Consider the following 13,754-nt stretch of genomic DNA (forward strand, 5'->3'; position numbering starts at 1 on the left):
CCCAGAGGGAGAGGGAGTAAAGACCTGAACGCCGCTTCAACGCAGCACCTTGCCCCACTCCTGCTCGTAGCTGTGCACCAGTTCCTGGTTGGAGAGGCGGTTGACGGGCGCCGGCACACGCGCCATGTCGAGCGGGAAATCAAACAGCAGCGGCAGGGTTTGCGCATCCAGGAAGCGCAGGCCGGGCGGCAGGGCGCCCGCTTGCGTCGTGGGGCTGAAAGGCCGGCGGCTGGCGACCACAAAACCCCATTCGCCGAAGCTGGGCACGTTGGCATGGTAGGGCGCGGCCCTCATACCCACGGATTCCAGCGTGCTCACGACCGTCCAGAAACTGCGGCGCGCCACCAGCGGCGAGGTGGTCTGGATGACGGCGTAGCCGCTGGCCGCCAGGTGGCGGTCCAGCAGCGCGTAAAACGAGTTGGTGTAGAGCTTGCCGATGGAAAAATTGGTGGGGTCGGGGAAGTCGACAATGATGATGTCGAACATGTCCGCGCTTTTGTCCAGCCACTGGAAAGCGTCGGCATTCACCACGTGCACCTTGGGCGACAGCAGCGCGTCGGCGTTCAGTCGCTTCAAGGCGGGCTGCTGGCTGAACAGCTTCGTCATGGCCGGGTCCAGCTCGACCAGCGTGACGCTCCCGACGCTGGGGTACTTGAGGATTTCACGCACCGCCATGCCGTCGCCGCCGCCCAGCACGGCGATTTTTTTCGGCGCGCCGTGCGCGCTCATCACCGGGTGCACCAGTGCTTCGTGGTAGCGGTATTCGTCACGTTCGGCGAATTGCAGGTTGCCGTTGAGGAACAGCCGGTGGCCGCCGCGGCCGCTGGTCACCACGATGCGCTGGTAGGGCGTGGTGGCGGTGAAGACCACGCGGTCCTGGTAGAAATGGTCTTCGGCCAGCGTGGTGATCTGGTCCGCGCCCGCGAAGCCCGCGGCCAGCGCGCACAAAACCCCCAGGCAGGCCAGGGCATGGGCCTTGAGGTGCCGCAGCTCATGGCGAAACAGCCACAGCGCCCACAGCGCGACGGCGGCGTTCATGAGGCCGAACAGCAGGCCGGTGCGTATCAGGCCCAGCTGCGGCACCAGCACCAGCGGAAATGCCAGCGACACCGCCAGCGCGCCCAGGTAGTCGAAGGTCAGCACCTGGGAGACCAGTTCCTTGAGCGCCACGTTGCGTCGCAAAATGCGCATGACCAGCGGAATCTCCAGCCCCACCAGCGTGCCCACCAGCAGCACCATGGCATACAGCATGAACCGGAAAGCGCCGGGGACATAGGCGTTCGCCAGAAACAGCGTGGCCGGCAATGCGCCGCCCACCAGCGCCACCATCAACTCGATACGCAGAAAATGCGCCGGCAGCTGCCGCTCGAAAAACCGCGACAACCACGAACCAATGCCCATGGCAAACAGGTAGCTGCCGATGATGGTCGAAAACTGCAACACCGAATCACCGAGCAGGTAAGACGCCAGCGCCCCCGCCGCGAGCTCATACACCAGCCCGCAGGCCGCCACGACAAAGACGCTGGCCAGCAGCGCGACCTCAAGAGGGCGCGGGGCGGGGGGAGTAGATGACTCAGTGTTCAAAACGAAACCGAAGGTGAAAGTGAAACGCGATGCGAAGCGAGCCAGTCAAACGACGGCGCCCAGGGCGTAGCGAGCGGGCCGCGGGCAAGGCGGACGGAGCGGACGAACCGGAACGTACTTCAGGTACGTGAGGATTCGGAGCACCGGACCAACGCCGCCCCCGGTCCGCGCAGTAGCCCCGAAAGGAACTACCCGTGGATGGCGGCGGCTACTATCACGCAGATGCCTAACGCCATCGCGGCGACGACAACCGCCAGCGCCATATTCTGCTTCTCCACAATCTCCTGCCAGAGGTCGTAAGGCGTCATCTTGTCGATGATGACAAAGCTCAGCCAGAAGATGATCACGCCGATCAGCGCGAACAGTATTGAGCCGAGGAATGCGGCGGGTTTAAGCCATTCAAGTCCCATGATGATGGTCTCCAGAAAAAGTCTGCCAGGTTGAACCGAAAAAGAAGAAAAATCAAAAAGAAGCGGGCGTCACTTGTGGCCGCCGCCGCCGGAAAAACCGCCGAAGGAGCCGCCCGAACTGCGCGAGCTGCTGGACGAGGAACAATTTTCGATCTTGGGGTCGCAACTTGAACAGCGGCCGATCATGAAAAGAACCAGCAGGACCAGCAGCACCACCACGATGATGGTGCCGCAACCCATGCCGGCCGAGCTGCTCAGCGGCTTGGCATCTTCCCGCGTGAACAAATCCTTCTTGCCCTCGAGCTTGAAGGCCTTGGCAACCAGGTTGCCGTCCAGCTTGCTGCCGCTGGACCAGGTGATCTCGTTCGGCGTTTCTTCCTGCGACAGCAGGGCGCTGCCGCTGGTGAAGTCGCGGTTGAAGGTCTTTTGCCCGCGCTGGACCTGCCAGTAGAACTCGCCGGCGACATAGGTAGTTTCGGCCCGGTAGCTGCTTTGCAGCGGGTAGTTCGTCTTGAGGTAAACGGCGCTGTTCTGGCCGGGCTTGAAGATGGGCGCGCCCGTGACCGGCTTGACCAGGCTCCAGCCGTCTTCGGCATCGACCAGAAAGGTGAAGCCGCGCTTCTGGTTGTAGAGCAGGTATTCGTCCCAGCCGAAGTGCTCGTCCGGGTCGTCGGCCTCGTAGCCCATGCGGTGCTGGAAACCCACGACCTGCCACTGCGCGCCGGAGAGCTGGCCCGTCGTGCCCAGCGCGATCAGCGGGCTGACGGGTTCGTCCTGGATCGCATGCTTGAGCGCCGCGCCCGTGCCCTGGGTGAGGTCGATGATGCTGTTGCAGGAACGGCAGGTGATGCTTTTGCTGCCGGCCAGCGTGACCTCGACAGGCGCGCCGCAGTTGGGGCAGCTGAACTGCCTGCCGCTTTCATCCTTGGCGGATTCGTCCTTCAGGCCGCTGAGCTTGAGGTCTTCCAGCAGCACGGACCGGCCCAGCGACAGCGCGGGCGCGCCGCCGCCGGCCGCCGCGCCGTAGTCGATGCTGAGCACCTGGCCGTCGGCGCTGCGCAGCTCCACCATCGCGAAGGGCGCGCCCAGCGCCGGCAGGCGCGGCAGTTCACCCTGGGCCGACAGCAGCGACACGCGCTCGTTCGAAGCCACGCTGAAGGGCTTGGCGTTGATGGCCGTGGTGGCGCCGACGCGAAAGCTTTCAGCCGGTGGCACGTCGCGCTGCAGGCTGGTGGGCAGGCTGAACACATAGGCGCCGTTGTCTTCGCCCAGGAAGGCCGGTTTGCCGTCGTCCAGCACCGCGTACCACTCGGTCCAGGTGCCTTCCGCATATTTGTATTGCAGCCGGCCGACCAGCGTGAAGTTGCGGCCCTGCCAGACGCCCGAGGACTGCAGCTGCAGCGGGCTGAAGTCGTTGAACAGCTCGGCCATCTTGCCGATGCGGGACAAGGTGTCGCCGTCGCGCACGACGGTGCTCCGGCAGTAGGCGCAAACCGCGTGCGTGGACTGCGCGCTGCGGAATTCAACGGGCGCGCCGCAGCCGGGACACGGCGCGCGGTAGACGCGTTGCGGGGGTTCGGATGCCAAGATGGGCCGGTCAGTGAACGATGCGCGGAGGAACCGGCATCAGACCAGCTTCTTGAGCAGCTCGGCCTTCTTGGCGTCGAACTCTTCCTGCGTGAGGATGCCCTTGGCCTTGAGTTCGCCGAGTTTTTCGAGCGTGGCCATGACCTCGTCCGGCTTCACGGCGGCAGCAGCAGCGGCGGCCGCCTGGGCCGGGTTGCCCTGCAGGCCCTGCTGCAGGTTTTGCGCCAGCACCTGGCCCAGCGCCACGCCGGCACCCAGGCCCATGGCGTCGCCGGCAATGCCGCCGCCGCCCGCGCCTTCGGCGAATTTGGGAATCGCCTGCGCCGTCTGGTACTGCATGAACTTGCCCATGTCGTTGCCGACCATGCCCATGCCGATTTTCTGGTCGAGGATTTTCTGCAGTTCTTCGGGCAGCGAGACGTTCTGCACCGTCATGCCTTCGAGCTTCAGGCCTATCTTCGCGAATTCCGGCGTGAGCTGCGTCACCAGCGCCTGCGCGAAGGCCAGCTGGTTGGCGGCCAGGTCCAGGAAGGCGATGTCGCTGGAGGCGATGGCATTGGAGATGTTCTGCAGCACCAGGCCGCGCAGCTGGCCGTCGAGTTCGTCCGTGGTGTAGCGCTCGCGCGTGCCGGAAATTTCGGTGTGGAAGAGCTTGGGGTCGGCGACGCGGAAGTTGTAGTTGCCGAAGGCGCGCAGGCGCACGGCGCCGAAGTCCTTGTCGCGGATGGTGATGGGCTGCGGCGTGCCCCACTTCTGGTCGATCTGCTGGCGCGTGCTGAAAAAGTAGACGTCGCTCTTGAAGGGCGATTCGAACAGCTTGTCCCAGTTCTTGAGGTAGGTCAGGACCGGGATAGTCTGCGTGGTCAGCTTGTGCATGCCGGGGCCGAACACGTCGGCGACCTTGCCCTCATTGACAAAAACCGCCATCTGCGACTCGCGCACGGTGAGCGAGGCACCGTACTGGATCTCCATGTCGGCCATCGGGAAGCGCCAGGCCAGCGTGCCGTCGCCGTCCTCGGTCCACTGGATGATGTCGATGAACTGTTTCTTGATGAAGTCCATTAATGCCATGGCGCGCTCCCTTTGAAGTGAGTTGTCGGCCACATGATACCCGCCGAAAATGGCGCACCGCCCCGCGGTGCGCCTGTCCGGGGTTTACCGGCCCTGGCTTGCCTGCAGCACGTCCGCCGAGCAATTCGTGCCGCCGCCCGCGCCGGTGCAATTGCCCTGTGCCGGCGCAGCGGCGCCGGGCGCATCCGGCCCGTCTGGCGCATCTGCCGCACCTGGCGCTACGAACGCACCCGGAAAGCCCGTCAGGCTGAAGGGAGGTGTTTCCGCCGTGCCGGGCTGCGCTTGGGCGCGCTGTATGCCGGCCGCGCGGAAGGCACGCTCGCGCACTTCCTCGGGATCCAGCACGGGCAGCGCGGTGCCGGCAGCGATGCGGCCGTCGCCGCTGCGTTCGGCCATATTGGCCGGCGCCGCCGTGATGCTGGCCCTGGTGGCGGCCGTGGTGTTCAGCAGCACATAGTTGCCGGCGTCCGCGCCGGACAGCCTGATGCCGGTGATGCCGACGGACTTGGCATTGCCGACGGCGGGCGTGTCGAAGTTGCCGGTCGCGGCACCTACCGTGAGCACGTCCGCGCCTATGCGGCCCGCAAACGCCGCGCCGCCCGAGGCCAGCGTGGCGGCCGTGGTGCCGTCCTGCATCTTGTCGGCGGCGGTGATGCCGCTGACATTGGCGATGGTGGCCGGCGTGATGTTGGCCGTGGTGGTGGCGGCGCTGTTGACGCTGTAGTTGCCGGCGTCGGCGCCGGTGATGCCGATGCCGCCGACATTGACCGTCTTGCCGGTGCCGGCATTCTTGTCGCTGAAGTTCGCGGCCGTGTTGCCGGCCGTCAGCACGTCGCCGGCGACGCGGTTGTCGCTGAGCGTGACGCTGGCGGCGGTGCCGCCGTCGTACACCTTGTTCTGGGCCGTGGCGCCGACGGTGAGGGCGCGCTGCGTGATGTCGGCCGTGGTGGCCGCTGCCGTGTTGAAGGTGTAGTTGGCCGCATCGGTGCCGGTGACGCCGATGCCGCTGACGCTCACCGCCTTGCCGCTGCCCGCGTTCTTGTCACCGAAGCTGGCGGCCGTGTTGCTGGCGGTCAGCACGTCGCCGGCGACCCGGTTGTCGGTGAGCGTCACGCCGGCGATGGTGTTGCCGTCGTACACCTTGTTGGCACCCGTGGCGCTGACCGTGAGGGCGCGCTGGCTGATGTCTGCCGTGGTAGCCGCCGTGGTGTTGGCTGTGTAGTTGCCGGCGTCGGTTCCCGCGAGAGCAATGCCACTGACGTTCACCGTCTTGCCTGTGCCCACGTTCTTGTCGGCGAAGTTCGCGGCCGTGTTGGCGGCCGTCAGCACGTCGCCCGCGACGCGGTTGTCGGCCAGGGTCACGCCGGCGGTGGTGTTGCCGTCGTAGACCTTGTTGGTGCCGGTGGCGCTGACCGTCAGGCTGCGTGCCGTGACGGTGCCGACGTTGCCGCTGACGGTACCGCCGCCCGACACCTGGTAGCCGTACACCGTGGTGGCGCCATTGGAGGCGGTGGCGGTCACGCCGGATACGCTGACCGTCTTGCCCGTGCCGGCGTTCTTGTTGTCGTAGCTGCCGGCAGCCGGGTTGTTAAGGGAGATCACGTCGCCGTCTATGGCTCCGGAACTGGTGTAGTTGCCTGCCGCCAGCGTGGCGCTTGTGGTCCCGTCATATACCTTGGTCACCGTGCCGGTGAGCCCGGCGGAAATGGTCGGCGCCACGGAATGGACAAAACCGTTGCCGGTGCCCAGCAGGGCGCTGCCATACGTTGCGTTGTACTGCTTGAACGCGGCAACCAGCCCGCCTTTTACATCGGAGGCGGGACTTGTCGAATAGACCAGCCAGCGCCCGGACGGCGTTGACAGTGCCCCGGCGCCCGCGTTGTTGGTGAAGTTGCCGCTGGTCGTCAGCACGATGGCGTCGCCGCTGCCGCTTGCGGTGACGGTGCCGTTGAGCGTGAGGTTGCCTCCCAGTGCCCGGGCGGTGAGGCTGCCAGCCGACACGGTTCCAAGCGCCAGGGCGCCGGCGTTGACGACGCTGGCCGCCCCGGACGTCGAGATGGAAAGGTTGCCGGCAAGGTTGTTCGACGCGTTGCTGGCCGTGATCGCGCCGCCGCCGCTGCTGGCCAGCGTGACGTTGTTTCCGGTCACCTGGCCCGTGTAAGCCTGTGCGCCGCTGGTGGTCAGCGTGTTGCCTGTGCCAAAGGCGACCACACCCGCGCTCGTCACCGAGGCGACGGTGTCGCTGAAGCTGTTGAGGTCCAGTGTGGCGCCGGCCAGGACGTTGACGGCCGACGCGGCGCCTATCGCGTTGGCGGCGCCCAGCTTCAGCGTGCCGGCGTTGACGGTTGTAGCTCCCGCGTAGGTGTTCACGCCTGACAGCGTCAGCTGCGAAGTGGCGCTGTTCTGCGCCACGCCGGTCACGTTGGCGCCTATCACCTTGCTGATGACCGCTGCGCCTGTGCCCGTGCCGCTGTTGGTCACGGTGCCGGTGTTGTTCACCGCCCCGGCGCCCGACAAGGTGAGGGTTCCAGCTCCCGTGGTGTTGAGCGCCAGGTTGCCGGTGCCTGTGACGGCACCGCTCAGGATGAGGTTGCTGGCCGCCGGGGCGACCCGCAAGTCATGGTTGTTCATTGTGACGGCACCGCTGAAAGTGCTTGCGGCACTCGAAGTGATACTCGCCACGCCCGTGTTGCCGGCCGCCACATTGATCGCGTTGGCGTGCACGGCACCGCCGCTGAGCGTGGCGTTGGCGCTGCCGCTGCTGTCGCCCAGCGTGATCGCGCCGGTGCCGAAGGCGGCCGCCACGGTACCCGATACCGTGCCGGCCTTGATAGTCGTGCCGCTGGTGTAGGTGTTCGCCCCCGACAGGGTCAGCTGCGAGGTGGCGCTGTTTTCCACAACCCCCGTGACGTTGGTGCCTATCACCTTGCTGATCACCGCTGCGCCCGTGCCGGTGCCGCTGTTGGTCACGGTGCCGGTGTTGTTCAATGCCCCGCCCGACAGCGTGAGGACTCCGGCCCCCGTGGTGTTGAGCGCCAGGTTGCCGGTGCCTGTGACTGCACCGCTCAGGGTGAGGCTGCTGGCCGCCGGGGCGAGCCTCAGGTCATGGTTGTTGAGCGTGACCGCGCCGCTGAAGGTGCTGTTGGCGCTGGAGGTGATGCTGGCCACGCCGGTGTTGCCCGCCGCCACGTTGATGGCGTTGGCATGCGTGCCGGCAAAGCCGCCATTGAGCGTCGCGTTGGCGCTGCCGCTGCTGTCGCCCAGTGTGATCGCGCCCGTGCCGAATGCCGCGGCGCTTGTTGTGCCCGACAGGGTGCCCGCCTTGACCGTCGTGCCGCTGGTGTAGGTGTTCGCCCCCGACAGCGTCAGTTGCGAGGTGGCGCTGTTCTGCACCACGCCGGCCACGTTGGTTCCGATGATCTTGCCGATGGCGGTCACGCCGGTGCCGGTGCCGGTGTTGCTGACCGTGCCGGTGTTGTTCAATGTCGCGGCGCCCGACAGCGTGATGCCGTTGGCGATCGTGCTGTTGTTGTTGAGCACCAGGTCGCCGGTGCCGCTCACCGCGCCTGTGACCGTGAGCAGCGAGGTGCCGCTGGCATTGCTGTTGGTCAGGGTTGTGCCCGCGCCGTTGACGGTCAGCGCGCCGCTGACGGTCAGGGCCGAGGTCGCGCTGTTTTCAGTGATGGCCGTGACGTTGGAGCCCACTGCCGCGCTGATGGTCGTTGCGCCGGTGCCGGTGCCGGTGTTGCTGATGGTGCCTATGTTGTTCACCGCGCCTGCGCCCGACAGGGTGATCGTCCCGGCCCCGGTGTTGTTCAGTGCCAGATTGCCCGTGCCCGCGACGCCGCCGCTCAGGGTGAGGGTGCTGGCCGCCGGCGCGATCCGCAAGTCGTGGCTGTTGAGGGTGACGGCGCCGCTGAAGATGCTGTTGGCGCTGGAGGTGATGCTGGCCGTGCCGGTGTTGCCGGCGGCCACGTTGATGGCGTTGGCGTGCGTGCCGGCAAAGCCGCCGTTGAGCGTCGTGTTGGCGCTGCCGCTGCTGTCGCCCAGCGTGATGGCGCCTGTGCCGAAGGCGGTCGCCGTGGTGCCCGATACCGTGCCGGCCTTGATGTTTGTACCGCCGGTGTAGGTGTTCGCCCCCGACAGGGTCAGCTGCGAGGTGGCGCTGTTCTGCACCACGCCCGTGACGTTGGCGCCGATGGCCTTGCTGATCACCACCGCGCCGGTGCCGGTGCCGCCGTTGGTGATCGTGCCGATGTTGTTCACGGTGGTGGGGGTGCCTGAAAGGGTCACGCCGCCGGCCGTTGCGCCGTTGTTGTTGAGGGACAGGTTGCCCGTGCCGGTGACCCCGCCGCTCAGGGTAAGGGTGTTGGCCGACGCGGCGACCGTCAGGTCATGGTTGTTGAGCGTGACCGCGCCAGTAAAGGTGCTGTTCACGCCGGAGGTGATGCCGGCCACGCCGGTATTGCCCGCCGCCACGTTGATCGCGTTGCCGTACGTCCCGGCAAAGCCGACGTTGAGTGTGGCGTTGGCGCTTCCGCTGCCGTCGCCTACCGTGACCGCGCCGGTGCCGAAGGCGCTCGCATTGCCTGTGCCCGACACCGTCCCCGCCTTGATCGTGGTGCCTGTGCTGTAAGTGTTCACACCCGACAAGGTCAACTGCGAAGTCGCGCTGTTCTGCACCACGCCGGTCACGCCGGTACTGATGACCTTGCTGATGGCGGTCGCGCCGGTGCCGGTTCCGGTGTTGCTGACCGTGCCGGTGTTGTTCAATACCGCGGCGCCGGACAGCGTGACGCCGTTGGCAATCGCGCTGTTGTTGTTGAGCAGCAGGTTGCCGGTGCCGCCCACCGCGCCCGTGACCGTGAGCAGCGCGGCGCCGCCGGCGTTGTTGTTGGTCAGTGTGGTGCCCGCGCTGTTGACGGTCAGCGCGCCGCTGACGGTCAGGGCCGACGTGGCGCTGTTTTCGGTGATGGCCGTCACGTTGGAGCCTACCGCCGCGCTGATGAGGGCGACGCCCGTGCCGATTCCGCTGTTGGTGATGGTGCCGGTGTTGTTCACCGCCCCCGTCGCCAGCGTCACCCCGTTGGCAATCGCGCTGTTGTTGTTGAGAACCAGGTTGCCAGTGCCGTTCACACCGCCGGAAACCGTGAGCAGCGCGCCCGCGGTATTGCTCTTGGTCAAGGTCGTGCCGCCGCTGTTGACGGTGAGCGCGCCGCTCACGGTCAGGGCCGAGGTGGCGCTGTTTTCGGTGATGGCCGTGACGTTGGAGCCTACTGCCGCGCTGATGGTGGCCGCACCGCCGCCGGTGCCGCTGTTGGTGATCGTGCCGGTGTTGTTCACCGCACTGGCGCCCGAAAGCATGATCGTCCCGGCGCCGGTCGTATTCAGCGCCAGATTGCCCGTTCCCGTGACGCCGCCGCCCAGGGTGAGGGTGCTGGCCGCCGGCGCGAGCAACAGGTCGTGGTTGTTGAGCGTGACCGCGCCGCTGAAGATGCTGTTGGCGCTGGAGGTGATGCTGGCCGTGCCGGTGTTGCCGGCGGCCACGTTGATCGCGTTGGCATGCGTGCCGGCAAAGCCGCCGTTGAGCGTCGCGTTGGCGCTGCCGCTGCTGTCGCCCAGTGTGATCGCGCCCGTGCCGAATGCCGCGGCGCTGGTCGTGCCCGACAGGGTGCCCGCCTTGACCGTCGTGCCGCTGGTGTAGGTGTTCGCCCCCGACAGCGTCAGCTGCGAAGTCGCGCTGTTTTGCACCACACCGGTCACGCCGGTGGCTATGACTTTGCCGATCGACGTTGCGCCCGTGCCCGTGCCGCTATTGGTCACGGTGCCGGTGTTGTTCAATGTTCCCGCGCCGGACAGCGTGACGCCGTTGGCGATCGCGCTGTTGTTGTTGAGCACCAGGTTGCCGGTGCCGTTCACCGCGCCCGTGACCGTGAGCAGCGCGGCGCCGCCGGCGTTGTTGTTGGTCAGCGTGGTGCCCGCGCTGTTGACGGTCAGGGCCCCGCTGACGGTCAAAGCCGAGCTGGCGCTGTTTTCCGTGATGGCCGTGACGTTGGACCCTACCGCCGCGCTGATGAGGGCGACGCCCGTGCCGGTTCCGCTGTTGGTGATGGTGCCGGTGTTGTTCACCACGCCCGTTGCCAGCGTGACGCCGTTAACGACCGCACCGTTGTTGTTGAGGACCAGGTTGCCGGTGCCGTTCACGCCACCAGAGACCGTGAGCACGGCGCCGCTGGCATTGCTGTTGGTCAGCGTGGTGCCCGCGCTGTTGACGGTGAGTGCGCCGGTGATGTTCAGTGCCGTGGCGCTGTTTTCGGTGATGGCCGTGACGTTGGAACCCACCGCCGCGCTGATCAGGGTCGTGCCGGCGCCGGTGCCGGTGCCGCTGTTGGTGATCGTGCCGGCGTTGTTGACGGCGCCGCCCGACAAGGTCAGGCCGCTGGCCACATTGCTGTTGTTGTTGAGTGACAGGTTGCCTGTGCCGGTGACGCCGCCGCTCAGGGTGAGGTTGGTGCCGGCGCGGGTCAGCTTCAGGTCATGGTTGTTGAGTGTGACCGCGCCGCTGAAGATGCTGTTGGCGCTGGAGGTAATGCCGGCCACGCCGGTGTTGCCGGCCGCCACGTTGATCGCGTTGGCGTGGGTGCCAGCAAAGCCGCCATTGAGCGTCGCGTTGGCGCTGCCGCTGCTGTCGCCCAGCGTGATCGCGCCGGTGCCGAAGGCGGCCGCCACGGTGCCCGATGCCGTGCCTGCCTTGATGGTGGTGCCGCTGCTGTAGGTGTTCGCGCCCGACAGTGTCAGTTGCGAAGTGGCGCTGTTCTGCACGACGCCGGTGACGTTGGTGCCTATCACCTTGCTGATCACCGTTGTGCCCGTGCCCGTTCCGCTGTTGGTCACAGTGCCGGTGTTGTTCAATGCCCCGCCCGACAGCGTGAGGGTTCCGGCCCCTGTGGTGTTGAGCGCCAGGTTGCCGGTGCCTGCGACCGCACCGCTCAGGGTGAGCGTGCTGGCCGCCGGTGCGAGCGTCAAGTCATGGTTGTTGAGTGTGACGGCGCCGCTGAAGGTGCTGTTGGCGCTGGAGGTAATGCTGGCCACGCCGGTGTTGCCGGCCGCCACGTTGATCGCGTTGGCATGCGTCACGGCACCGCCGCCGTTGAGCGTCGCGCTGGCGCTGCCGCTGCTGTCGCCCAGCGTGATGGCGCCGGTGCCGAAGGCCGCCGCCACGGTGCCCGACGCCGTGCCGGCCTTGATGGTGGTGCCGCCGCTGTAGGTGTTGGCGTTCGACAGGGTCAGGGTACCCGCACCGTTTTTCACGACTGCGGTTGTGCCCTGGATAAGCCCCGCCTGCGTGACGTTGCCAGTGGCGTTCAGGTTCAGCGTGCCGCCGTTGAGGCTGACATTTCCCAGCGAATTGATCGCGCCGGGCGCATTGAGCGTGAGGCCCAGCGCACCCACGGTGGAGGTGACATTCGCACCCGCGCCGAAAGTGATGTTGTTGGAGGCGTTCAGGGTCAAGGTCGCCGCGCCGCCGGCCGTCTTGGCGATGGCATTGTTGACGGTGATGTCGCCGGCCTGGGCGTTGGTGCCGGCGCTTGCTGCCGTGACGTTGACGGATGTCCCGCCATTCAGGGCCGTCTGGATGCTCGCCACGGTCACGATGGCGCTGTCGTTCGTGCTGCTGAAGTTGGGCGTTGCCGAGACATTGGTGTCGGGTCCTGCCGTTTGAATCGTGATGTTGTTCGGGTCGAGCAGCCACTGCCCCGCCGCACCGTTGGGTGCGGAGGCATCGACACTGCCCAGCGCCTGCAGGACCGACTTGCCGCTGGTTTCGACAAAGCCGCCGTCGCCGCCCTGCGCTCCGCCCTTTGCGGTGATGCTTCCGTGGAACTGGGTGACGTCATCGGCCCAGACGATGACCTTGCCGCCGTTGCCGCTGCTGAGGGCATCGGCCTTGATGCTGGCATCGGCGCCTATGTAGGTGCGGTTGGCATTCTGCACGGCCGCGTTGAGGCCCTGGTAGTCGCCGCCGACCAGCGCGGTGCCGCCACCAGCTTGCCCCGACACGTTGATGGAGGCCGCGCCGGTCAACGCAACCTTGTCGCCCAGCACCTTGACCGTGCCGCCCGTCTGCCCCGGCGCGGCGCCGGCCGCGCTCAACTCGCCGCTGACGTTCACGATGCCTGTGGCGCCGCCGCTCAGCACGATGGTGCCGTTGCGCTCGACCGCCGAGTCGGCGCGTATCACGCCGGACTGGTTGATGACGGTGGCCATCGCGTCGCCCATGGCGCTGGCCAGCACGGCGACCTGGCCGCCATTGGCGGTGATGCTGCCGCTGTTGTTGATCGCGGCCTGCGCTGCGGCGGCGTCCACCGAGAAGCGCACCAGGCCCACGCCCGAGGTGTCGACCGAGACGCGCGAGCCCGCCAGCAGGCCGACCGAGCCGGCATCCGCCGTGATGGCGCCGGTGTTGGTGACCTGCGGTGCGGCCAGCAGCACGTAGCCGCCCGGCGCGGCGTTGATGCTGCCGTGGTTGCTGACGGCGCCCGTGCCGGCGCCGCTGAAGCTGTAGCGCCCTGCCATGAAGTCGCCGTTGCTGATGTCCAGGCTGGAGGCGACCAGGCCGCCCACGTTGACCTGCGCGCCGGGCGCGAACATCACGCCCGAGGGGTTGATCAAAAACACCTGGCCGTTGGCGCTGAGCGAGCCGAAGATGGACGAGGCGCCGTTGCCGGTGACGCGGTTCAGCGCGACGGACGCGGCGCCCGGCTGCACGAACTGCATGGACTGGCCGCTGCCGATGTTGAAGCTTTGCCAATTGAGCACGGCCTTGTCGCTGGCCTGGTTGACGACCATGGCATTGGCCGAGGGCGTGCTGACGCTGGCCTGGCCGGCCACCACCTGGCCCCCTTCGGGCAGGGCGGCGGCCCAGGGCGAGACGGCTGCCAGCAGCACTGCCAGCAGATGCGACAAACGGCGGCCGCTGCGGATGCGGTAGGTGGCCGAGAGCTTGCGCGACAGGCGGACCACCACGGTGCGCACGGACCAGGGACGGTAGGCGTGGGCGGATGCGGCAGGGTGGGTGGTCATGGTGGGCCTTCGAAAGTA

Annotated in this window: 5 protein-coding genes and 1 other RNA gene; all 6 read right to left on the minus strand. The window is 67.1% G+C overall.

Annotation, left to right across the window (positions count from 1 at the left end):
• Window positions 1-36 precede the first annotated feature (36 nt).
• Entirely contained in the window at window positions 37-1,584 is a 1,548-nt protein-coding gene (locus tag ACLV74_RS14745) for a polyamine aminopropyltransferase (RefSeq protein WP_411880147.1), read from the minus strand.
• A 54-nt stretch (window positions 1,585-1,638) separates the two neighbouring features.
• A non-coding RNA gene (locus tag ACLV74_RS14750) (sX9 sRNA) lies at window positions 1,639-1,713 on the minus strand.
• A 59-nt stretch (window positions 1,714-1,772) separates the two neighbouring features.
• Window positions 1,773-1,994 (minus strand): DUF350 domain-containing protein, encoded by a 222-nt coding sequence (locus ACLV74_RS14755; RefSeq protein WP_411880148.1) that lies wholly within the window; start codon window positions 1,992-1,994, stop codon window positions 1,773-1,775.
• Between the two features lie 69 nt (window positions 1,995-2,063).
• Complete coding sequence (locus ACLV74_RS14760; RefSeq protein WP_411880149.1) at window positions 2,064-3,581, minus strand: DUF4178 domain-containing protein; 1,518 nt, start codon at window positions 3,579-3,581, stop codon at window positions 2,064-2,066.
• 39 nt (window positions 3,582-3,620) lie between these two features.
• Window positions 3,621-4,652 carry an SPFH domain-containing protein gene (locus tag ACLV74_RS14765; protein ID WP_411880150.1) on the minus strand — a complete coding sequence of 344 codons (1,032 nt, stop codon included), beginning with the start codon at window positions 4,650-4,652 and terminating at the stop codon, window positions 3,621-3,623.
• 84 nt (window positions 4,653-4,736) lie between these two features.
• On the minus strand, window positions 4,737-13,736 hold the full coding sequence (locus tag ACLV74_RS14770) for a YDG domain-containing protein (RefSeq protein ID WP_411880151.1): 9,000 nt from the start codon (window positions 13,734-13,736) through the stop codon (window positions 4,737-4,739).
• Window positions 13,737-13,754 lie beyond the last annotated feature (18 nt).

The organism is Polaromonas sp. YR568, assembly GCF_943369415.1.
Classification (GTDB): domain Bacteria; phylum Pseudomonadota; class Gammaproteobacteria; order Burkholderiales; family Burkholderiaceae_C; genus Polaromonas.